Source organism: Mesorhizobium sp. M0898 (genome assembly GCF_040319695.1).
Lineage (GTDB): Bacteria > Pseudomonadota > Alphaproteobacteria > Rhizobiales > Rhizobiaceae > Mesorhizobium.
In genome coordinates, this window is the sequence record NZ_JAMYOE010000008.1 from 100,234 (window position 1) to 121,548 (window position 21,315).

23 protein-coding genes and 3 pseudogenes are annotated in these 21,315 nt (G+C 62.9%); 13 read left to right on the forward strand and 13 right to left on the reverse strand.

Features of this window, described 5'->3' with window-relative positions; all coding sequences use genetic code 11:
• Window positions 1–41 precede the first annotated feature (41 nt).
• Window positions 42–935, forward strand: a complete 894-nt coding sequence (gene argB, locus NKH90_RS12410) for an acetylglutamate kinase (protein WP_023677482.1) — start codon at window positions 42–44, stop codon at window positions 933–935.
• 19 nt (window positions 936–954) lie between these two features.
• Here argB and bchE read toward each other — a convergent pair whose 3' ends face one another.
• Both bchE and NKH90_RS12420 read right to left on the reverse strand, forming a co-directional pair.
• Complete coding sequence (gene bchE, locus NKH90_RS12415) at window positions 955–2,484, reverse strand: magnesium-protoporphyrin IX monomethyl ester anaerobic oxidative cyclase (protein WP_352819584.1); 1,530 nt, start codon at window positions 2,482–2,484, stop codon at window positions 955–957.
• Window positions 2,485–2,586: 102 nt separating this feature from the next.
• Entirely contained in the window at window positions 2,587–3,063 is a 477-nt protein-coding gene (locus tag NKH90_RS12420; protein ID WP_023677481.1) for an Lrp/AsnC family transcriptional regulator, read from the reverse strand.
• Between the two features lie 140 nt (window positions 3,064–3,203).
• Here NKH90_RS12420 and phhA point away from each other — a divergent pair, with 140 nt between their 5' ends.
• Complete coding sequence (gene phhA / locus NKH90_RS12425) at window positions 3,204–4,037, forward strand: phenylalanine 4-monooxygenase (RefSeq protein WP_352819586.1); 834 nt, start codon at window positions 3,204–3,206, stop codon at window positions 4,035–4,037.
• On the opposite strand, the gene NKH90_RS12430 is transcribed toward phhA, so the two are convergent.
• Window positions 4,032–4,532, reverse strand: coding sequence for a MarR family winged helix-turn-helix transcriptional regulator (locus NKH90_RS12430; protein WP_352819588.1), 501 nt, complete (start codon window positions 4,530–4,532; stop codon window positions 4,032–4,034). The genes phhA and NKH90_RS12430 overlap by 6 nt on opposite strands.
• Window positions 4,533–4,625: 93 nt before the next feature.
• Here NKH90_RS12430 and NKH90_RS12435 point away from each other — a divergent pair, with 93 nt between their 5' ends.
• Complete coding sequence (locus tag NKH90_RS12435; protein ID WP_352744285.1) at window positions 4,626–4,793, forward strand: hypothetical protein; 168 nt, start codon at window positions 4,626–4,628, stop codon at window positions 4,791–4,793.
• 49 nt (window positions 4,794–4,842) lie between these two features.
• Here the strand turns inward: NKH90_RS12435 and NKH90_RS12440 are convergent.
• Window positions 4,843–5,603, reverse strand: a pseudogene (locus NKH90_RS12440) (GGDEF domain-containing protein).
• Window positions 5,604–5,764: 161 nt separating this feature from the next.
• Here NKH90_RS12440 and NKH90_RS12445 point away from each other — a divergent pair.
• Window positions 5,765–6,472 (forward strand): pyrimidine 5'-nucleotidase, encoded by a 708-nt coding sequence (locus NKH90_RS12445; RefSeq protein WP_352455977.1) that lies wholly within the window; start codon window positions 5,765–5,767, stop codon window positions 6,470–6,472.
• A gap of 34 nt (window positions 6,473–6,506) precedes the next feature.
• Here NKH90_RS12445 and NKH90_RS12450 read toward each other — a convergent pair whose 3' ends face one another.
• Window positions 6,507–7,346, reverse strand: coding sequence for an LOG family protein (locus NKH90_RS12450; RefSeq protein ID WP_352455976.1), 840 nt, complete (start codon window positions 7,344–7,346; stop codon window positions 6,507–6,509).
• Window positions 7,347–7,491: 145 nt separating this feature from the next.
• On the opposite strand from NKH90_RS12450, the gene dapD reads away from it, so the two are divergent.
• The 4 genes and pseudogenes from dapD to NKH90_RS12470 all read left to right on the forward strand — a co-directional run.
• Window positions 7,492–8,346, forward strand: a complete 855-nt coding sequence (gene dapD / locus NKH90_RS12455; RefSeq protein WP_352455975.1) for a 2,3,4,5-tetrahydropyridine-2,6-dicarboxylate N-succinyltransferase — start codon at window positions 7,492–7,494, stop codon at window positions 8,344–8,346.
• Between the two features lie 30 nt (window positions 8,347–8,376).
• A complete protein-coding gene (locus NKH90_RS12460) occupies window positions 8,377–8,754 on the forward strand; it encodes a DUF805 domain-containing protein (protein ID WP_352539950.1) in 378 nt (125 codons plus the stop codon).
• Window positions 8,755–8,775: 21 nt separating this feature from the next.
• Window positions 8,776–9,564 (forward strand): hypothetical protein, encoded by a 789-nt coding sequence (locus NKH90_RS12465; protein WP_352455973.1) that lies wholly within the window; start codon window positions 8,776–8,778, stop codon window positions 9,562–9,564.
• An 887-nt stretch (window positions 9,565–10,451) separates the two neighbouring features.
• Window positions 10,452–10,961, forward strand: a pseudogene (locus NKH90_RS12470) (GGDEF domain-containing protein); the annotation flags it as partial.
• A gap of 8 nt (window positions 10,962–10,969) precedes the next feature.
• Here the strand turns inward: NKH90_RS12470 and NKH90_RS12475 are convergent.
• Window positions 10,970–12,021 (reverse strand): annotated as a pseudogene (locus tag NKH90_RS12475) (2-dehydropantoate 2-reductase).
• A 129-nt stretch (window positions 12,022–12,150) separates the two neighbouring features.
• Here NKH90_RS12475 and dapE point away from each other — a divergent pair.
• Window positions 12,151–13,350 carry a succinyl-diaminopimelate desuccinylase gene (gene dapE / locus NKH90_RS12480; RefSeq protein WP_352819590.1) on the forward strand — a complete coding sequence of 400 codons (1,200 nt, stop codon included), beginning with the start codon at window positions 12,151–12,153 and terminating at the stop codon, window positions 13,348–13,350.
• A 2-nt stretch (window positions 13,351–13,352) separates the two neighbouring features.
• Entirely contained in the window at window positions 13,353–13,961 is a 609-nt protein-coding gene (locus NKH90_RS12485) for a transporter (RefSeq protein WP_352455970.1), read from the forward strand.
• Here NKH90_RS12485 and truA read toward each other — a convergent pair.
• Genes truA through def form a run of 4 tightly spaced genes read right to left on the reverse strand, consistent with a single transcriptional unit; the run spans window position 13,943 to window position 16,699 of the window.
• Window positions 13,943–14,698 (reverse strand): tRNA pseudouridine(38-40) synthase TruA, encoded by a 756-nt coding sequence (gene truA / locus NKH90_RS12490; RefSeq protein WP_352819592.1) that lies wholly within the window; start codon window positions 14,696–14,698, stop codon window positions 13,943–13,945. The genes NKH90_RS12485 and truA overlap by 19 nt on opposite strands.
• A gap of 18 nt (window positions 14,699–14,716) precedes the next feature.
• Window positions 14,717–15,226 (reverse strand): GNAT family N-acetyltransferase, encoded by a 510-nt coding sequence (locus tag NKH90_RS12495; RefSeq protein ID WP_352819594.1) that lies wholly within the window; start codon window positions 15,224–15,226, stop codon window positions 14,717–14,719.
• Window positions 15,223–16,152, reverse strand: a complete 930-nt coding sequence (gene fmt, locus NKH90_RS12500; protein WP_352540034.1) for a methionyl-tRNA formyltransferase — start codon at window positions 16,150–16,152, stop codon at window positions 15,223–15,225. The genes NKH90_RS12495 and fmt overlap by 4 nt, the downstream gene beginning before the upstream one ends.
• A 16-nt stretch (window positions 16,153–16,168) precedes the next feature.
• Complete coding sequence (gene def, locus NKH90_RS12505; protein WP_352539945.1) at window positions 16,169–16,699, reverse strand: peptide deformylase; 531 nt, start codon at window positions 16,697–16,699, stop codon at window positions 16,169–16,171.
• A 103-nt stretch (window positions 16,700–16,802) separates the two neighbouring features.
• On the opposite strand from def, the gene NKH90_RS12510 reads away from it, so the two are divergent.
• Entirely contained in the window at window positions 16,803–18,065 is a 1,263-nt protein-coding gene (locus NKH90_RS12510; RefSeq protein WP_352819596.1) for a DNA recombination protein RmuC, read from the forward strand.
• Between the two features lie 39 nt (window positions 18,066–18,104).
• Here NKH90_RS12510 and NKH90_RS12515 read toward each other — a convergent pair whose 3' ends face one another.
• The 3 genes from NKH90_RS12515 to NKH90_RS12525 form a co-directional block, all read right to left on the reverse strand.
• The gene (locus tag NKH90_RS12515) at window positions 18,105–18,509 is read right to left on the reverse strand and encodes a GFA family protein (RefSeq protein WP_023676952.1); all 405 of its coding nucleotides are present in this window, start codon (window positions 18,507–18,509) and stop codon (window positions 18,105–18,107) included.
• 30 nt (window positions 18,510–18,539) lie between these two features.
• Entirely contained in the window at window positions 18,540–19,538 is a 999-nt protein-coding gene (locus NKH90_RS12520) for a cation diffusion facilitator family transporter (RefSeq protein WP_352819598.1), read from the reverse strand.
• A 122-nt stretch (window positions 19,539–19,660) separates the two neighbouring features.
• A complete protein-coding gene (locus tag NKH90_RS12525) occupies window positions 19,661–20,470 on the reverse strand; it encodes a transglutaminase-like domain-containing protein (protein WP_352501143.1) in 810 nt (269 codons plus the stop codon).
• 215 nt (window positions 20,471–20,685) lie between these two features.
• Between NKH90_RS12525 and NKH90_RS12530 the strand changes: the two genes are divergently transcribed.
• The gene (locus NKH90_RS12530; protein WP_013528464.1) at window positions 20,686–20,811 is read left to right on the forward strand and encodes a hypothetical protein; all 126 of its coding nucleotides are present in this window, start codon (window positions 20,686–20,688) and stop codon (window positions 20,809–20,811) included.
• A 152-nt stretch (window positions 20,812–20,963) separates the two neighbouring features.
• The gene (locus NKH90_RS12535; RefSeq protein WP_352819600.1) at window positions 20,964–21,239 is read left to right on the forward strand and encodes a DMT family transporter; all 276 of its coding nucleotides are present in this window, start codon (window positions 20,964–20,966) and stop codon (window positions 21,237–21,239) included.
• Window positions 21,240–21,315 lie beyond the last annotated feature (76 nt).

A 21,315-nucleotide genomic window follows, 5' to 3' on the forward strand; every position in this document is an offset into this window, starting at 1 on the left:
GCTAAGACGCCGCCGTTCATGCCAAGCTGGGAACCACGCCGATGACGGATGTCGCCGCCACCGCCGAAATGCAGGCCGCGCTGCTTTCAAGGGCGCTGCCCTATATGCAGCGCTACGAGAACAAGACGGTCGTGGTGAAATATGGCGGCCACGCGATGGGCGACATCGCGCTCGGCAAGGCTTTCGCCCGCGACATCGCACTTTTGAAACAATCCGGCGTCAACCCGATCGTCGTGCATGGCGGCGGGCCGCAGATCGGCGCCATGCTCAGCAAGATGGGCATCGAATCCAAATTCGAGGGCGGCTTGCGCGTCACCGACCAGAAGACCGTCGAGATTGTCGAGATGGTGCTGGCCGGGTCGATCAACAAGGAGATCGTCGCGCTGATCAATGCCGAGGGCGAGTGGGCGATCGGCCTGTGCGGCAAGGACGGCAACATGGTGTTTGCCGAAAAGGCACGAAAGACCATGATCGATCCGGATTCCAACATCGAACGGGTGCTCGACCTGGGCTTCGTTGGTGAGCCTGTCGAGGTCGACCGCACATTGCTCGACCTCCTGGCGCGGTCCGAAATGATCCCGGTGCTGGCGCCGGTGGCGCCCGGCCGCGACGGCCATACCTACAACATCAACGCCGACACTTTTGCCGGCGCCATCGCCGGCGCCTGCCAGGCGACGCGCCTGCTGTTCCTTACCGACGTGCCCGGCGTGCTCGACAAGGACAAGAAGCTGATCGACGAGCTGACCGTGGCCGAGGCCAAGGCCCTGATCAAGGATGGCACGGTCTCGGGCGGCATGATCCCCAAAGTCGAGACCTGCATCGAGGCAATCGAGCGCGGCGTCGCAGGCGTCGTCATCCTCAACGGCAAGACGCCGCATGCGGTGCTGCTCGAGCTGTTCACCGAACACGGCGCCGGCACGCTGATCGTGCCGTGAGGCCGGGTGTCTGAGGGGCTCAAGCGTTTGGCGAAATAGCGGTCACGGACTGACGCGACAGGCGTTCGACAACCATCGATTCTTCTTCCTCGTCTTGCGGCGCGCCCCAGAATTCGGCGAGCGTCGGGCCATTTTTCAGGCGGCGGTCGCGGACCAGAAAGCCCCCGACTTCGCGGAACCAGACGCGGCGGCCCATTTTGGTGTACCAGCGCATCGAATGCCGTTGCTCCGGATCCTTGTGGAACAGGATGCGCGCCAGCGCCTTGGGCCGCGACTGCACGGCCAGTTCGATCAGCTTGACGGCGAAGAACAACATCCACGGCTTGAGGCGCGTCATCCGCAGCACCTGGTGCTTGTAGTCCCACAGGCGGGCGTCCAGTTGGATCACCTTGGCAATCCTGAAGAACGGCGTCCAGCGGTGGGGCGTTACATAGAGCGCCTGGATCTGGTCGGGGTCATAAGCGATCAGCTGGCGGAAGCCGCGCCAGAGGTCGCGCAAACTTTCGTCCTCGAAACCGGCCACCCAGGTCGCCATCGACAAGATGCCGTTGAGGCGCAGCAGCCGTATCGCCTCGCGGTCGGACGAGGTGCTGCCGCCCTTGCGGATCAATGCAAGCGTCTGCTCGTCGGTATTTTCCATGCCAAGCAGCCAGCGGATGACGCCGGCCTGGCGATAGAGATGCAGGCTGTCGGCGTCGCGGACGATGTCGTCGGCGCGGGTGGAGCCGACGATCAGCACCGGCACATTCTCGGCGATCATCGCATCGAGAAAGGCTCGCCAGGCTTTTTTGGACGACGTCGGGTTCTCGTCGGCAAGGTTGATCAGCTCGACGCCATGCTCGCGGTATAGCCAGGCAATCTCCCGCGCGAACTTCCCGGGGTCGCGGTGCCGCCAGCGCGTCCAGAAGCCGCGCTGGCCGCAATAGTTGCACAGATGCGGACAGCCTCGCGAGAACTGCATGACTACTGCGCGCTTGCCGCCCCAATAGCTGTAGCGACTGAAGTCGATCAGTTCCCAGCCGATGCGGTAATCGTCGAAATTGGCGATCGTCCTTGCCGGCCGGGTGGCAAAAGGACGGCGCACATCGTCAGCAAAAGCGATCCCCGCCACAGCCGAGAGCGGCTTGCGTTTCTCCAGCGCTTCGGCCAGCGCGACGATGGTCGCCTCGCCCTCGCCACGAACGATGACGTCGAAGGCATCCGTTTCGGCCAGTATGTCGCGCCAGTGATAGGTCGGAAACACGCCGCCATAAATCAGGATTGTCGCCGGATCGATGTGCTTGACCATGCCGGCGATCAGCAGGGCTGTCGGATGCGCAGAGGTCGAGCCGGAATGGCCGATCAGAATGCAGTCGGGATGATCGCTCAAGGCGTCCCGGACCAGCGTGGCAAGCGGCATCGGCCCGAATTCGGCATCGACGAGCCGCACCTCGTGTCCCGCGTCGATCAGCGGACCGCCCAGTGCCAGCAAACCGAGCGGCGGCAGATGGTCGTCCGGCACACGGCTGCCGATGGCGGTATGCGGCGGGTTGATCAGGACGATTTTCATGGCGGGCCTTATGCAATGGCGGTCCGCATGTCGTAGTCGGCGATCTAGTTCCGGAGATTGGCTCGCTTCAGCAGTTTGTGTGCAGCTTTTCCGCAGAAATGCCTATCGTCTGAGATGTGCAAGCGGGACATGGCCGGGCCCCTTGATGTTCTGCAGCACAAGCTGTGTGTGTACGTCGCGCACGCCTTCGAGCCGCATCAGCCGGTGCATGACGAAGGCATTGAGCTCGTCGACCGACGGCACCATGACATGCAGCAGGAAATCGTAGTCTCCAGTCATCGTCCAGCACGACGACACCTCGTCCATGCGCTGCACGGCGGCGATAAAGGTTTCGGGCGAGCCGTCGCTGTGGGTTACGAGGCGCACCTGGATGAACACTTCGACCATCAGCCCGACGGCGCGGCGGCTGAGCACCGCAGCAAAGCCCTTTATGATGCCCGCTTGCTGAAGGGCCTCGAAGCGCCGCGCGCAAGGTGTCGTTGACAGCCCAATCTCCTGCGCCAATTCGGAGACCGGCTTGCGCCCGTCGCGTTGCAGGATATCGAGCATCTTGATCTCGAATTCATCAAACTGAGGCATTTTCACTCTCCCAAAGCTCGATCGTGGAGTCTTTTACCTCCAACCCCGCATTTGAGCCACCATCAAAGCTGATTTGCCTCGCGCCATCCCGCTAGAATTTCCGGCAATCCGCTGATCATGATTTCCAGGGAGAGCAAGCCATGACAATGAACGTTGCCGACTATGCCCGCGAATGCGCGGCGCGAGGCCTTCGCGGCGATTATTCGGTCTGCCGTGCCGATTTCACCGTGGCGCAGGGCTACAATTACAGCGACCAAGAACAGGCGGTGTGGCGCACGCTGTGCGACCGCCAGACGAAGCTGACCAGGAAGCTCGCCCACCACTCCTACCTCGACGGCGTTGCGGCACTCGGTCTTCTCGACAAGATCCCGGATTTCGGTGCGGTCAGCGAGAAGCTGCGCAAGTTCACCGGCTGGGAGATCGTCGCCGTGCCGGGGCTCATTCCCGCCGCGCCGTTCTTCGACCACCTCGCCAACCGCCGCTTCCCGGTCACCAACTGGCTGCGAACCCAAAAGGAGCTCGACTACATTGTCGAGCCCGACATGTTCCACGATTTCTTCGGTCACGTGCCGATCCTGACGCAGCCGGTCTTTGCCGACTTCATGCAGATGTATGGCAAAAGGGCCGACAGCGTGATTGCGCTCGGCGGCGACGAGATGATCACCAGGCTTTACTGGTACACCGTCGAATACGGGCTGATACGCGAGCCGGGCCAGCCGCTGAAGGCTTTCGGCGCCGGGCTTATGTCATCCTTCACGGAGCTTCAGTTCGCGGTCGAAGGCGGTGAGGCGCACCATGTCCCCTTCGACCTGGAAACCGTGATGCGCACCGGCTACGAGATCGACAAGTTCCAGCGTGCCTATTTCGTGCTGCCGTCGTTCGCCGCCCTGCGTGATGCTTTCGAGACCGCCGATCTTGCGGCGATCGTGGCGCGCCGCAAAGGCGAGCCAGCGCTCGACCCGGCGAGCCTATAGGCTGTCGGCTGTTTCCAAAGCCTCGGCCTTCAGCCGGGCCAGTTGGTCGCGCTGAAGGTCGAGCGACGCCGTAACGAAGCGCAGGATCGTGGCGAGTTCAGTGTCGCTAAATGTGGCGATCACCTTTTCCCCCTCCTGCGCGATCGCGCCATAATAGCGCGTCGATAGTTCTCGCGTGAGTTCCGTCGCCTCTATGACCACCTTGCGCCTGTCCTCGAGGCTGCGCGTTCGTGTCAGCAGGCCGCGTGCCTCCAGCCGGTCGATCAGCGCGGTGACCGCGGCCGGCGTCAACCCTGTTGCGGCCGCGACCTCGCCAGCCGATCGCGGGCCGCCATAGAGCAGCGCTAGGCAATGGCGTTCCGCCATACTCAGCCCAAGCCTATCGCCCACTGCCTCGTCATAAGCCTGCGTTGCGTCCTGCCAGCCCATAATGGCAAGGCCGATGGCGGTCTTCATGTCGGCCCGATTCATGCTTGACGAATTTATTTCGATCATCTAACTATCAAACTACCTAACATTATGGCTATTATAGTAATATGCTGCATCAGGCGCAAGGCAAGGCCTGTCGCAGCCTGCAAGGAGTGAAACATGAATCAGACCCCGACGCGCGGCCCACTCACACCGGCCGAGGAGTTCAAATATGCCAAGCTGGCGATGGACTGGTATGGCTGGGGCTCTCCCATTGGCCTTGGCATCGCTCTGGTGGCGCTGGCGGCGGCCGCCCTGCTGTTCCGCATCGCCATCTTCGGATTTTGACAGTCTGGCAGCGGCGCGGTTGAATGCAGCAGAAGGCTTAGGGCCGAGCTCAGGCGGCTTCGGAAATATCGCGGTCGATGATCGACAGATTGCGGCCGCGATGCTTGGCCTCGTAGAGCCGCTGGTCGGCGGCGCGCATTAGCTCCGACACTGCGGCGTCTCTGCCGCAGGTGATGCCGCCAATACTGACTGTCAGCGGAACCGTTCGTTCGTCGACGGGCCGGAAACGGATACGCTCGACTTCACGCCGGATGCGCTCGGCGACGCGCCTGGCCTCGTGTTCGGTGGCACCAATCAGAAGGGCGCAGAATTCCTCGCCGCCGATGCGGCCAAGCACGTCGCCGCTGCGCACGCCACGCTCTATCGCGTTTGCGATCAGGAGCAGCGCATCGTCGCCGATCAGATGGCCGTACTGTCGTTGATGGTCTTGAAATGGTCGGCATCGACGATCAGCAATGCCCCGCGATCGGATTTGCGCCGGGAGCCGTCGAGAGCGGCAAAGAAACTTTCGCGGTTGAGCATGCCGGTCATGTCGTCGCGGCTCGCCTTTTCCGCCAAGCGCCTGTGCGCGGCGGCGAGTTGGGCATGGGCGCGAGCGAGCTCGCGATGCGCGGTCTGCAACCTTTTGCCCTGCCAGAATGTATAGGCGCCAGCGCCCCAGGCCAGAACGAGTGGGCACAGAGTGGATGTCAGCCAGATGGTGCGATTGATCGAAAATCCCATTGCCGGCACAACGATCAGCGTCAGCAAAAGCGAGACCGCGACGGAGGCGAAAGCGATGGCGGCAGACTTTAGAAATATGCGATTCATCGCTTGCTCCCACTGGTCCGCCTTGGTTCCAGCAAAGCGCTGAATGTCACCTTTCGGCGATGCTTAAGATTTTAATCAGGGCGCCATTTTTACCACCCAGGGCGCGCATAGGTTGTGGATAAACCTCCTGTTAGAAAGATCGTTTCATGCCATAAGGACGTATGACCACACTTCCCGACCCCGCCCGCTTTGCCCATGTCACCGACTGGGTGTTCGATCTCGACAATACGCTTTATCCGCATCATTCGAATCTGTTCTCGCAGATCGATGTGAAGATGACCGCCTACGTCGGAGAATTGCTGACGCTGCCGCGCGAGGAAGCACGCAAGCTGCAAAAGGAGCTCTACCGCGAATATGGCACGACGCTGAACGGATTGATGACGCGCCACGGCATCGACCCCGATGATTTTCTTGAGAAGGTCCACGACATCGATTATTCCTGGCTGGTTCCAGATCCCGTCCTAGGCACCGCCATTCGCCAGCTTCCCGGCCGTAAATTCATCTTCACCAACGGGGATCGCCGGCATGCCGAACGCACCGCGCGGCAGTTGGGCATTCTCGAGCATTTCGATGATATTTTCGATATCGTCGCAGCCGGACTGAACCCGAAGCCGGCGCGGCAATCCTATGAGAAATTTGCCGAACTCCACGCCGTTACCGGACAAAATGCGGTGATGTTCGAAGATCTTGCCCGCAACCTGTCGGTGCCGAAATCGCTGGGCATGACTACGGTGCTGGTGGTGCCGCGCAATTTCGAGCCGACCTTCTCGGAAATCTGGGAACGCGACCCGGCCAACGAGGACGATGTGGACTTCGTCACCGACGACCTCGCCAGCTTTCTCACGGCGATCGTGGAAGTCCCTGCTTGAGGCAGCCGGCGCGCTTCAAGTCCTTGCTTGCATGTCAAAGTTTATAGAAGCGGCTGACGATCCCCCAGGCCTCGTCAGCGGTGTCGACGAAATCGATGATATCCTGATCGCCGGGTGTGATCGTGCCTTGCTCGGCGAGGAAATCGAGGTCGATCGCCTTTGCCCAGAAAGCCTTGCCGAACAGAATGACCGGCACGCGTTCCATGCGGCCGGTCTGGATCAGGGTCAGCGTCTCGAAGAACTCGTCCATCGTGCCGAAGCCGCCTGGAAACACCGCAACGGCCTTGGCACGCATGACGAAATGCATCTTGCGGACCGCGAAATAGTGGAAGTTGAAGCAGAGTTCCGGCGTCACGTAGGCGTTTGGCGCCTGCTCGTGTGGCAGCACGATATTGAGACCGATCGACGGCGCGCCAACATCGTCGGCGCCACGATTGCCGGCCTCCATGACACCCGGCCCGCCGCCGGTCACCACGACGAATTCGCGATAGTACGAGGTGGCCGACTGCTGTGAGCAGAGGCGGGCGAATTTGCGCGCCTCCTCGTAATATTTGCTGTTTTGCTCGAGGTTCTTCTTCTGCGTCTCATTCTTGGCCGCCCAGGCTTCGCCGCCGGGCTCGGGAATGCGGGCGCCGCCGAACAGGATGACGGTCGATTGGATGCCGCGCTCGGCCAGGATCATCTCCGGTTTAAGCAGTTCGAGCTGCAGTCTGACCGCACGCAACTCGCGCCGCGTCATGAAATCGGGATCGTTCCAGGCCAGCCGATATGTCTCCGCGCGCGTTTGCGGCGTGTCCGGCACGCTTCTCGACCGCTCCAGATCCTCGTCCGAATGCGGCAGCGGCGTCCATCCCGCCTTTTCCATGGGAGTCATATTTGCTTTACCCGTCCAATCATTCACCTGCGCCGTCCCGTGACGCTGCCGCGATTGACCCTCCCCAAGCCTTCACATAGGGTCCGCGCGACTTTCAAACAGGTTAAGGCGCCGGCCCTTAACAGCTTGGTAATGGAGCGAATTCATGTCGAAGCCCGATCTCGCGAGCCTCGAGGAGATTATCGAGAACGCCTTCGAGGAACGCGACACGATTTCGACCGCAACCCGCGGCGAGACGCGCGAGGCCATCCAATCGGCGCTCGACCTGCTCGACCGGGGCGTCGCACGCGTCGCCGAGCGGCAGGCCGACGGCAAATGGCACGTCAACCAGTGGCTGAAAAAAGCGGTGCTGCTGTCCTTCCGGCTCACCCCGATGGAGATCATAGAGGGCGGTCCCGGTCAGGCGGTATGGTGGGACAAGGTGCCCTCAAAATTCGACGGCTGGAGCGCCGTCGATTTCGAGAAGGCGGGCTTCCGCGCCGTGCCGTCGTCGATCGTGCGCCGCTCCGCCTACGTCGCGCCCGGCGCCGTGCTGATGCCGTCCTTCGTCAATGTCGGCGCCTATGTCGACAGCGGCACCATGGTCGACACCTGGGCTTCGGTCGGCTCCTGTGCCCAGATCGGCAAGAATGTGCATCTGTCAGGCGGCGTCGGCATCGGCGGTGTGCTGGAGCCGATGCAGGCCGGCCCAACCATCATCGAGGACAATTGCTTCATCGGCGCCCGTTCCGAAGTGGTCGAAGGCTGCATCGTTCGCGAAGGCTCGGTGCTCGGCATGGGCGTCTTCATCGGCCAGTCGACCAAGATCGTCGACCGTGCCACCGGCGAGATCTTCTACGGCGAGGTGCCGCCTAATTCCGTCGTCGTCGCCGGCTCGCTGCCGGGCAAGCCTTTTCCAAACAACGAGCCCGGCCCCAGCCTCTACTGCGCCGTCATCGTCAAGCGGGTCGACGCCAGGACCCGGTCCAAGACCTCGATCAACGAATTGCTTCGCGATTGATCTTTCTCAACGAACACGGACGGAATTCGCTTGCCTGAAAGATCCGACCTCATCTGGCTTTTCTTCAAAGCTTCGGGCCGCGTCAGCCGCGCGGCCTATTTTCTTGGAGGACTGCTGGTGGCCATCATACAGGCCTTCCCGCTCTACCGTTTCACGCTGGTGCCGGAGGGCACCACCGAGAGCAACATGTGGTCGTTCATTTTCTTCATCGCCTTCATTGCCTCGCTTTGGTCGAACGTCGTGCTGGCGGTCAAGCGGTTGCACGACCTCGACAAGCCGGGCGTTGCGGCGCTGGTGCTGTTCGTGCCGGTTGTCTCGATCATCGCTTTCCTCGTGCTTTGCCTGTTTCCAGGGCAACCCGGCCCCAACCGCTACGGCAAGCGCACCAACGCCCCGGCCGAACCCTGAGCACCGATCGGACATTTCGTCATGCGCTACCGCTCGCTTGATCCGAAACTGATCCTCGAAACCGCCGAACGGCTGGAAGGGCGCGTCGCCGAGCGCTTTCCCGATGCAGGCTTGCGCGGCGTCGCCGCCGAGCTCGTGTCGCTGTCGCGCGATCTGGCAAAGGCAGCCAAGGCGCTGGAGGCGCCGATCTGGTGGCTGCGCGGCCTCATCATCGCCGCCTTCGTCGTCGGAGCGCTGATGTTCCTGTTCGTCGGCACAATCCTGCCGCTCGGCCGCATCTCGGGAAACCACGATGCCTTCCAGTCGGTGCAAGGCATCGAAGCCTCCCTCAACATGATCATCCTCGCGGTGCTGGGCTTCCTGGCCCTGATTCGCTCCGAGGAGCGGATCAAGCGCAAGCGGGTGTTTCGCCAGCTCCACGGGCTGCGGTCGCTGATCCACGTCATCGACATGCACCAGCTGACCAAGGATCCGGCAACGCTTTCAGCCAGTTTCAAGCCGACTGCGCATTCGCCAGCCCGCATCACCAACGCCGCCGACCTTGCCCGCTATCTCGACTACTGCTCCGAAATGCTGTCGATCACCGGCAAGATCGCCGCGCTGTTCGCGCAATCGGTGAATGACGCCGTGGTCATCGACGGCGTCAATGACATCGAGAACCTGGCTTCGAACCTCTCGCGAAAGATCTGGCAGAAGATCACGCTGATCGAAACCCCTCATGGGCAGCCGGCACGTGCGGCGAAGACCGATCCCGAGCCGGGCCCGCCGCGCCGGCCTGCAGTCCGCAGACGACCGGGGCCGGCAAGCTAAAACCGGCGACCCGGCGGCAGATCGGCTAGAACGGTTCATCGTTTCGCAGAAACGCCGAACCGCTGTATCTTTTTGTTTTGACGCAATTCCGGACGGAAAACCGCTTCACACTTTTCCTGGAATTGCTCCAGAGCGGCGGAACGGGGAGTTCCGAAAGCCCGGTTTTGCGCCGGATGCTCTAAGCGAATGTTAATCACCCTGGCCCAGCATGCCGGCGAAGACTGTGTCGACCGGCACGGAGCGCTCGACTGGCAAGCGACCTATCCCTGATCACCAAGGAGCCGCGCAAAACGTGGAGCGCCGCCGCTCGCCTGTTTGCCTGGTTCTCTTCGCCGATGAAATTGGAACCGGAAGCTGTCCGCGCCCGGCTTCTCGACACCACCTTCGACCGCAAATTCGCAGTCCTGTTCGGCACCATCAGCGTTCTGTTGGTTGCAGTCAGCGCCGCTCTTGCCACCGGGGATTGGTGGCCCTACGCCTGGATTGCCGCCGACCTGATGCTTTTCACCGTCCGCGTTCTGCTGATGCGGGAATGCGAGCAGGCCCGCAGGCGCGGCTCGAAAGGGCCGCTGGCGGGCCTGATGGCAGCCAGCGGCGTCTGGTCGGTCGTTTTCGGCCTCGGCTGCTATGGCTGTGTTGCCAGCGGGAATATGGCGCTTTCCGTACTTGCCGCCTTGAATGTCGCAGGCGTCGTCGGCGTGGTGTCGTCACGCAATGCGGCGACCCCGCGCTTCGCCATATTCGTCATGTTGGCCGTAAGCCTGCCTTACGTGGTCGGCGCATTGTTTTCTGCGGCGCCCGGAATGCCGATCGTCGGAATTCAAACGCCGTTCTATGTGGTCGGCGTCATCATCGTGCTGCTTCAGAACCACGCAATCAATGCCCGCATGATCCGCGCCGAACTGGACAATCGCGACCTGGCCATCAAGGACGCGCTGACCGGCCTGCCAAACCGCATCTTCCTGCAGGAGAAATTGCGCGACATGTGCCGCGACCTTGCGGCGCCGGCCGCCAATGGCGGCAAGCCGTTTGCAGTGCTCAGCATGGATCTCGACGGTTTCAAACAGGTCAACGACCGTTTTGGCCACGCCGTCGGCGACGTGCTGCTGCGCAAGGTGGCCGAACGATTGAAGCGCGGCTTCCGTCCGGGGGACGTGGTCTTCCGCATTGGCGGCGATGAATTCGTCATCCTTTTGCCCGCAACCTCGGAGATCGAGGCCACCTACCTGGCAAAGCGGGCCATCGAAAAGGTCTCGGTGCCTTTCGACCTCGGGGTCGGTTCCGCCATCCATGTCGGCTTGAGCGTCGGCAGCGCCTTCGCACCCGCCGACGGCGGCGATCCGGAAATCCTGCTCACCTGTTCCGACCATGCGCTGTACGAAGCCAAGCGCACCGGCAAGGGCCGTTACTGGGCGCCTGTGCGGGCTACGATCTTGACGGTGGCAGCGACGGCTTCCGGCGACAGGCAGGGCGATCCGCGCCTCTTCTGCTCGGCCGCGCGCACCAGTGCCGTCACGCGCTTCAGCAAAGGTGCCGGCGTGCCGGCGTTTTCGGCCAAACGCAGGACCGCGCCTTGCAGTTCGCCGATCTCCGTCGGCCGGCGGCGCTGAAGGTCGTCCCACATCGACGAACGCGCGGCCGGATCGATGGCAAGCATCCGACGCGCCAAGAACTTGAACAGCCAGTCGGGCAGGCGAAGCACTTTCGGCAGCAGCGCGGGACGCAGGCCGGCGATGCGAGCGGGTTCGATGCCTGTCGCCGTCATTGCCGCCAATGCTTCGTCGATCTGGCCGGCCAGGATCAGCCGCCAGCGGCGATCGGCAAGCTCTGCCGCCAGCGGCAGGCCGGAAAGCGCCACCAGCGCGTTGTTGAGGTTGAGCAGCAGCTTGCCCCATAGCACCGCTTCGATGTCGCCATGCGTGGCGACGCAAAGCCCTCGACGTCGAGCAGTTCGTCAAGCCCTGTCGCGCCCTGTTCGATCATCACCTTGCCGCCGCTGGCGCGGTGCAGACGAAGCGGCAATTCGCCCTCCGCCGATTGGACCACGTTGAACGGCACCATGCCCGCGAGCACCCGCCGGGCGGTGAGATGGGCTCGCAATTTATCGGCATTGTCGACGCCGTTCTGGAGACTGAGTATCACCGCATCCGGTCGAGCGTGGGCCGCAATAAGCCCGGCCATGTCCTGCGTCGCGCCGCTCTTGACCGTTAGCAGGATGACATCGGCACCGCGGAATGCCGCGGCCGGATCGGCGGTGACCGACAATGCCTCCGGCTTGACGGATCGGTCGCGGCCATCACGGTCGGTGATGCACAATCCGCCTTTTTGCAGCGCCTTCTCGATGCGAGGCCGCGCCAGCAGAACCACCTTTCGCCCGGCAAGTATCAGGCAGCCGCCGGCGTAGCATCCGATACTGCCGGCACCGGCGATTACGATCGTCCTGCCATGCGTGATCATGCGATGGCCCTGTCCTGGTCGAGAGGCCTTGCCGCAACTATACGGCATGAAAACCATAATGTCGGCGGCATGGCTGGCCCTTATGTCTGGCCGTGACAGGACTTGCGCTTTCGACTATCGCTTTTGCCCATGACGCTGCCTACCGATCCGACCAGAAATCTGGCTGCTCTCATCCGCTGCGCTTCCGTGACGCCCGCCGAAGGCGGTGCGCTGAGCGCGCTGGAAGAAATGTTGAAGCCGCTCGGCTTTGCCGTCGAGCGCCCGGTGTTTTCCGAAACCGGCACACCTGACATAGAGAACCTTTACGCGCGGCGTTCCGGCAACGGCCCGCATCTGATGTTTGCCGGCCATACCGATGTGGTGCCGGTGGGCGATGAAACAGCCTGGACGCACCCACCCTTTGGCGCCGAGATCGCCAATGGCGAGATGTTCGGCCGCGGCGCCGTCGACATGAAGGGCGGCATTGCTTGTTTCGTCGCGGCGGTAGCGCGACATATCGCGCAGAAGGGCGGCCCGAAGGGGTCGGTCTCGCTGCTGATAACCGGCGACGAGGAAGGGCCGGCGATCAACGGCACGACGAAGCTGCTCGAATGGGCGGCTGCCAAGGGTGAGAAATGGCATGCTGCGATCGTCGGCGAGCCGACCAATCCCGACGCGCTCGGCGATATGATCAAGATCGGCCGGCGCGGCTCGCTCTCCGGCACGGTCGTCGTCAACGGCCGCCAGGGCCACGCCGCCTATCCGCAGCTAGCCGACAACCCGGTGCGCGGCCTGGTGACGCTGGTCGACGCCTTGCTTCACCCCGTCTTCGACAACGGAACAAGGGATTTCCAGCCGACCAATCTTGAGGTCACCTCCATCGACGTTGGCAACCCTGCCACCAACGTCATCCCGGCGAAGGCGGCGGCTACCTTCAATATTCGCTTCAACGACACATGGACCGCCGAGACGATCCAGGCCGAGATCCACAACCGCCTCGACCGGGCGGCGAAACGCAAGAAATACCGCGCCGGCAAGAAGACGCCGGTCGACTACGAGATCGTCTGGCGCGACGGACCGAGCCACGTTTTCCTGACACGCGACGACAGGTTGATCGAGACGCTTGGCGGCTCGATCAAGGCGGTGACCGGCAGGAAGCCGGCGCTCTCCACCTCCGGCGGCACCTCCGATGCCCGCTTCATCAAGGATTATTGTCCGGTGGTCGAATTCGGACTGGTCGGCAAGACCATGCACATGGTCGACGAACGCGTGGCGATTGCCGACCTCGAGACGCTGACGCAGATTTATCTGCGCTTCGTTGAAGACTGGTTTGCGCAGGACATATCCTAGTGATGCTTTCAGCGGATGAAACCTACGCTTCGCTTGCCGGTGCCTGGCGGCTGATGCTCGGCAAGGCCGACGGATTTCGCCTGCTCGACCTTTCGGCGGACGGTTTCTGGAACTCCTTTTTTGCCATCGTCGTCGCGGCGCCGGCACTGATCGTCGGCTGGGTCGGTATTGCCAACGAGATCGGCGATCCCAACGCATTCGTCGGCCGTTTCAGCATGTTGATCCGCCTGGCCACCGTCGATATCGGCGCCTGGGTGCTGCCGCTCATAGGCCTCGCCCTGGTGGCGCCGCGGGTCGGCGTCGGCGGCCGTTTCGTCCATTATGTCGTGGCCAGCAATTGGGCCTCGGCGATCATCGCCTGGATGATGCTGCCATCGGCGTTGATCCGGCTTTTCCTGACATCGGCCAACGAAGTCTCCGGACTGGTGTCGCTGCTGTTGTTCGCGCTGTCGATGGTCTTGACCTGGCGGATGACCAACGTTGCGATCGGCAGGGGTGCGGCCACCGGCAGCGCCGTTTTTGCCGGCATGTTCGTGGCGTCGCTGATCGTCCTGTTCGGCCTGCAGGCGCTGCTCGGGATCAGCGTTCCGGATCAGCCCGGCGTCGGATAATCGACGCCGACGAGAAACAGCCCGTCGGGCGGCGCCACCTGACCGCAGGCCGCACGGTCGCGCGCCTCAAGCGCCGCCTTGAGGTCGGCAACAGTCCAGCCGCCTTCGCCGACACGTTTGAGCGAGCCGACCATCGAGCGCACCTGGTTGTGCAGGAATGACCGCGCCGAAGCGCGGACCTCAATGAAATCGCCCGCCCGGCTGACATCCAGCCGGTCGAGCGTGCGGACGGGGCTGGTGGCTTGGCACTGGGTCGAGCGGAAAGTGGTGAAATCATGCCGGCCAAGCAGCACCTTTGCCGCTTCGTGCATGGCACCGGCATCGAGCTGCTTCGGTACCCACCAGATCTTGCCCTTGTCGAGCGCCGCCGGCGCGCGGCGATTGACGATGCGGTAGAGGTAATGGCGGCCGATCGCCGAGAAACGCGCATCGAAGCCATCCGGCACGACGGCGGCCTTCAGGATGGCGATGCGCACCTTGGCCGCCTGCAGATGCGCGTTGACGGCGTCGCGCACCTTGTCGCCGGGCCATGCCTTGATCAGATCGACATGCGCCACCTGAGCGGTCGCATGGACGCCAGCATCGGTGCGGCCGGCGGCGCGCAGCGAAACCTGCTCGCCACAGAACTTCTCGATCGCCCGCTCGATCGCCTGCTGCACCGAAGGCTGGTTGGCCTGGCGCTGCCAGCCGGCGAAGAGACTGCCGTCATATTCGATGTCGAGGCGAAAACGCGGCATTCCCGGATCGAGGCGAAATCAGGCGGCGAGGGCTGAGCCGAAGGCCGAGGCGTAGACCAGCATGCCGGTCTCCGGCGCCTCGCCCCAGGCAAGCGCCTGCAAAGCCTCGCTTTGGTACTCGCTCTCGAATTTTGCTGCACGGGCGCGGCTGTAGCCGAAACGGCCATAGTAAGCCGGATCGCCGAGCACCACGGCGAGCGTCTCGCCAGCAGCCTTCAGGCGGATATGCGCCTCGCGGACCAGCACACCTCCGATGCCGGTGCCGTGGAACGACGGCTCGACCGCCAAAGGAGCCAAAGCCACCGCCGGGAAGCTCTTGCCGCCATTCTGCACGAAAAGCCGTGAAAACAGGATATGCCCGACCACTTGCCCGTCTTCGTCCGCCACCAGTTCGACGACGGCATCACCGCCTGTGACCAGCGCGTCGACCAGTCCGGCCTCCGCCTGCTGGCCGAATGCGTGTTCTTCGACAAGGCGGATCGCCTCGCGGTCCCGCGGCGTCGCCGCGCGTATGGACATCATGCTCATGACAATTTCATTCCTTTTTCGAGCTTGGCGCCGCGCAGAAACTCCTGCGCGGCAATGGGCCTTGCGCCCGCACGTTGAACTTCGACCGGCCTGATCGCGCCTGACCCGCAGGCGACTGTCAGCCGGTCATCGAGAATTCCTCCCGGTTCGCCGGCGCCTTGCGAGAGCGTCGAGCGAAGCAGTTTCAGCCGTTCCACGCGGCCGCCGATTTCGGCCTCGCACCATGCACCGGGAAAGGGCGACAGACCGCGAATCTGGTTGTGCACGTCGCCGGCAGGTCGCAGCCAGTCTATGCGAGTCTCCGATTTATCGATTTTCTTGGCGTAGGTCACCCCCACCTCCGCCTGTGTGGTAAATGTCAGCGTATTCCGCTCCAGCCGTTCGAGCGCTTGCACTATCAGCGAAGCACCCAAGACCATCAGCCGATCGTGCAGATCGCCGGCCGTCATGTCGGGTCCAATGGCGCATTTTTCAACCATTGCCACCGGGCCGGTGTCGAGGCCTTCCTCCATCCGCATCACCATCATGCCCGTTTCGGTATCGCCGGCCATGATGGCGCGCTGGATAGGGGCAGCGCCGCGCCAGCGCGGCAGCAGCGATGCGTGGCCGTTGAGGCAACCGAGCCGCGGCGCCTCGAGAATGGGTTTGGGGAGGAGCAGCCCGTAGGCGACGACCACGGCGACGTCGGCACCTAAGGCGCGGAACGCCTCCTGCTCCGCCTCGCCCTTCAGCGACACCGGCGACCGCACCTCGATGCCAAGCCGCTCCGCCTCGCGCTGCACCGGCGACGGCGTCAGTTCGAGCCCGCGCCGGCCGCCGGCGCGCGGCGGCTGCGTGTAGACGGCTGCCAACTCGTGCCCGGCCCCGGCAATCGCCCGCAGCGTCGGCACGGAGAATTCGGGCGTACCCATGAAGATGACACGCAGGGGCATTCGTCGACGCCTACCCCACCATCTTGCCCGGCGCCTTGTCCCTGGCGAGCTTCTTGAATTTCTTGACCACCATGTCGCGCTTCAGCTTGGAGATGTAATCGATGAACAGCACGCCGTTGAGGTGGTCGATTTCATGCTGCAGGCAGGTCGCCATCAGCCCCTCGGCCTCGATCTCCTGCAGCTTGCCGTCGCGGTCGAGAAACTTCACCCGCACCGCCGCCGGACGCTCGACCTCGGCATAGTAATCCGGGATCGACAGGCAGCCTTCCTCGTAGACCGAACGCTGGTCGGAGCTTTCGAGGATTTCGGGATTGATGAAGACGTGCGGTGCCGGCGTCTCGTCCTCTTTGGCCAGGTCGATCACCAGCATGCGCAAGGGTTCGCCGACCTGGATCGCTGCGAGGCCGATGCCGGGCGCGTCATACATGGTGTCCAGCATGTCGCCGGCCAGTTTGCGCAAATCGCCGTCGACACGCTCGACCGGTTTTGAAACCTGACGCAGGACGGGATCGGGAAGGATGATAAGCGGCTTGATCGACATGGCGTCTCACCTAAGACCTCGCAGGAAAAGCGTCAACCGGGGCGCCTTCGGGTCGTTCACGTTTTGATCTGTGCTGGCAGACCGAATCATCTATGCTGTCGACATGAACGATCTGGCCACCATCCTGTCCGAACCTGTCGCCCGCCTAGGCGCCACCACGATCACGCTCGGCCATGCCCTGGGTTTCGGCGCAATGCTGTTCCTTGGACTGTTCGTGGCGCTCGTCGTTGCGCTCTGGCGATCGGCCAAGGCGCGTGCAGTGGCGGCCGCCGAAGCCGCCGACCACGCCCGCGACGCCGAGGTGCGGATGGCCGGCATTCTGCAATCCCAAGCGGAAATGCAGGGCCGCATGGGCGCCATCGCCGAAGTGTTCGGGGCGCGCCAGGCGGAACTGACACAGTCGATCGGCCAGCGTCTCGATGCCATGACCGGCCGCCTGGGCCAGACCATGACCGAGCAGACGAGATCGACGCATGAGAGCCTCGCCAAGCTGCAGGAACGGCTGGCGGTCATCGATATTGCGCAAGGCAACATCCAGTCGCTGGCCGGCCAGGTCGTGCAATTGCAGGCGATCCTTTCCAACAAGCAGACGCGCGGCGCCTTCGGCCAGTCGCGTATGGAAGCCATCGTCGCCGACGGATTGCCGCACGGCGCTTATGAATTCCAGGCGACCTTGTCGAATGGCAGCCGGCCCGACTGCCTGGTAAAGATGCCGAACGGCGCACCGTCGCTTGCCATCGATGCAAAGTTTCCGCTCGAGGCCTGGAATGCCATCCGGGCCGCCGAAGGCGCCGAACTGCAGAAGACCGCCGCACAGGCTTTCCGCCGCGACATTGAGGTGCATGTCCGCGATATTTCCGAAAAATACCTGATCCAGGGCGAGACGCAGGACACCGCCTTCATGTTCGTGCCTTCGGAATCGGTGTTCGCCGAAATCCACGAGAATTTCGAGGCCGTTGTCCAGAAGGCGCATCGCTCACGGATCGTCATCGTCTCGCCATCGCTTTTGATGCTGTCGATCCAGGTCATCCAGGCGATCCTCAAGGATGCCCGCATGCGCGAGCAGGCACACCTGATCCAGGGCGAGGTTATCCGGCTGATGGAAGACGTCTCCCGGCTAGACGAGCGGGTGCGCAAATTGCAGACGCATTTTGGCCAATCGGCCAAGGATATCGACGACATTCTGGTCTCGACATCGAAGGTGACCAGGCGCGGACAAAAGATCGAGGCGCTGGAGTTTGGCGTGCAGCCGGCGGAGGACACCGCTGGTTCGAATGGCAGCGGAGCAAAAGCGGAAAGCAGCCCGCGCGTCGCCGATTCGAAAACCGGGCAGTTGAGGCTAAGGGTCGTCGAAGGCGACGATTGAGAGCTGCGCCGGAACCGGAGGCTTCGCCCCGGTCTGGCGCTACTGCTCCTCGATGATGGTTGTGCCTTCGAATTCCGGCAGCCAATGCAGCGCCGAGCGGTGCCAGATCTGCTTTCTCGGCACCAGTTGCTCGCGCTGCCGTGCCGTGCCGACCCTGATACCGTAAACCTTCGGTCCCTCGCCCGCCGACGTGGCGTAGAGATGCGAGCCGCACTCACCGCAAAATGCCTGGGCGCGCTTGGCGCCGCTCGAACCGGTCTTGATATAGATCTTCGGCGTGCCCTTGGTGATCCTGTAATTGTCCTCGGACGCCGGCACGGTGACCCGAAAGGCCGTTCCGGTTAGCTTCTGACAATCGATGCAGTGACAAATGGTGGTCTTTTCCGGATCGACTTCGGCCTCGTAAGTGATAGCGCCACAATGACACGCGCCGTCGATTTTCATCTTCGTTCCTCCTGGAGCTTTTGCCTGCGATCATAGCCGGGACTGCCCGATGGCGCAGCCATTTTCCTCAGGCGGTTCCTCTCCGGACGCCGCCAAGGCTTTGCTCCGGCGTTCCCAGGCGCCGGTGGTCTGCGGCTTGACGAAGAGCCGCGTCACCTCAGGCATCTCCGCCTTCAGCCGCGTCTCGAGGCGCTCGACACAGGTCTCTATGTCCGGCGCCGACAAATGATCCTCGAACTCGATGCTCAAAGCGGCGACGATCTCCTGCGGACCCATATGCAGCGTCAGCACGCCATTCGCCCGCTGCACCGCCGGGTCCTGCTGGACGATGGCCAATACTTTCATTTGCACCTCGGGCGAAGCCGGCTCGCCGAGCAGCAGGCTTTTGCTTTCGCGCGCCAGGAAGATCGCGGTCCCGCCCAGGATGAGCGCGATGCCGATCGATGCGGCGCCGTCGAGCTTCGGCATGTCCAGCAGTTCCGCCGCCGATATCCCGGCGAAGGCGACAACGAGGCCGAGAAGTGCCGCGCTGTCTTCGAACAGCACGGTGTAGACACTCGGGTCTTTGCTGAGCTGCACCGCCTCAAGCCAGCCGTGGCTGCCTTTTTGGTGGCGGAACTCCTTCAGCGCCACCAGCCAAGAGGTGCCTTCGAAGAGAAAGGAAAGGCCAAGGACAGCGTAGTTCACCTTGGCGTTGGCAATCGGCTCCGGCGTCATGATGTGCGTCACGCCTTCGTAGAACGATATGCCGGCGCCCAGTGCAAAGACGAGGAGCGCAACGATGAAGCTCCAGAAGTACAGCTCGCGGCCATGGCCGAGCGGATGCGTGCGGTCGGCCGGGCGCGCGGCACGGTGCATGCCGTAAAGCAGCAGGCTGCCATTGCCGGTATCGACGAGCGAGTGGACGCCTTCCGAGAGCATTGCCGAGCTGCCCGTGAACAAGGCAGCGGCGAATTTGGTCAGTGCGATCGCAAGATTTCCGGCGAGCGCCGCATAGATCACTTTTTTCGACCCGCCATGCGCCGCCATGGTGTGCTGCCTTGGTTGATGCACCGAGATTGGCGGAGCGCCCGCCCACGCTCCACAGTCCCCACAACGCCCGAAGTGCCCAGTTGTTCACAAGGTCAGTTGTTCAAAAGGGCGGCGCGGGGCTATTCGACGACCTCGTCCGTCCAGACCTTGAAGCCAGCCAGCGCGCCCGGCCCGAAAATGTGGGTCAGCGGCACATCGGCGGCATCGCGTCCGGAGGCAATCAGGATGCGGCCGATGCGCGGCGCGTTGTTGCGCGGGTCGAACGCGTGCCAGCGGCCGCCGAGATAGACTTCCATCCAGGCGGCGAAATCCATGTCCGACCACGGCTTTGGCAGGCCGATATCACTGATATAGCCGGTGCAGTAGCGGGTCGGAATGTTCAGGGCGCGGCAGAAGGCAACAGCGAGGTGAGCAAAGTCCCGGCATACACCACTCTGCTCGCGATAGGCCTCGGCGGCGGTGCGCGTCGGCCGTGCATTGAAATAGTTGAAGACGATGTGGTTATGGACGAAGTCGCAGACCGCCTGGACGCGCGGAATGCCGAGCGGGGTGCTGCCGAACAGTCGCCACGCTTCATTCGACAGCACGTCGCTCTCGCAATAGCGGCTGGGCAGCAGGAACAGCAGCGTCTCCGACGGCAGATCGCGCACCTCGTGCTGCCACGCCGTCAGCTCGCGCGTCTCGAAGGAGCCGGGGTCGCGGATCACCGCGTCCGTGCCGAACGCAAAGCGTCCGGCCGGCGCAACGAAACGGTTGCACCAATTGCCGAAACTGTCGCGGTAGCTCTCGATCGGCACCGGCGGGTTCGACGTCAGGAAGTCCGGCCGCTCAAGATCGGATGCGCGCGAATAATGGACATTTAGCATCGCGATCAGCGGTGTTTCCTGCGGGAAGTCGAAGCTCATCTGGCAACCGATGTGGATCCGCATTGTCGTCCTGACCGGCCTGCCTGATCATCAGCCGGCGAAACGCGAGGGCTGATGCTGCAGTGCGAAGAAGACCATGGCACGGACCGCTGCGGTTTACGAGGGAATTAGAAACCGGTTGACAGCCCATCGGCCAGGCGACTGCACGGCAGCGGCCTCTTGCAGTCGAACGTTTTCTCTTGTTTCACTTCGCCAGATATCAACTGGAGGAACGAATCATGGCTAAGGGTGCGATGAAGGCAGGCAAGGAGGCCCGCAAGCCGAAGAAGGACGCGAAGAAACCGGCTCCGGCGCCGGCCCTGAAGGCACCGCCGGTGAAGGCGATGAAGCTGAAGGACAAGTAGAGCCGCAGCTACCGTTTCGGCTTATTTCGACCGGCCGCAAACGCGGCCGGTATGATTGTTCATTAAGCTCACGCGCATCCCCTTGGATGCGGCGAAGGCAATTTTTGCGCTTTTCAAGAAATCGGCCGAAAGCCATCGAAACGGACGTTCCGATGTCGTTGGTTTTCCTGTTCCTCGCCGGCCTGTTCGAGATCGGCTGGGCGATCGGCCTCAAATACACCGACGGATTCTCGAAGCCGCTGCCAACCGTCCTGACGGTAGCCTCGATGATCGTCAGCCTAACCTTGCTCGGCCTGGCGCTGAAGGCGTTGCCGGTCGGCACGGCGCTGTTGGGGATATGGCTGCTCGGCGACCCAGCGACGGCGATCAGGCTGGCCTGCATCGCGCTAATCGTCTGCGGCATCATGGGACTGAAGCTCGCGGCTTAGCCGATTCCGACAGACCAACGCGTGCGGGGCCGCTGCAAGGCGGCCCTGATTCTTGAATTCGGCTGATCAGCGCCGG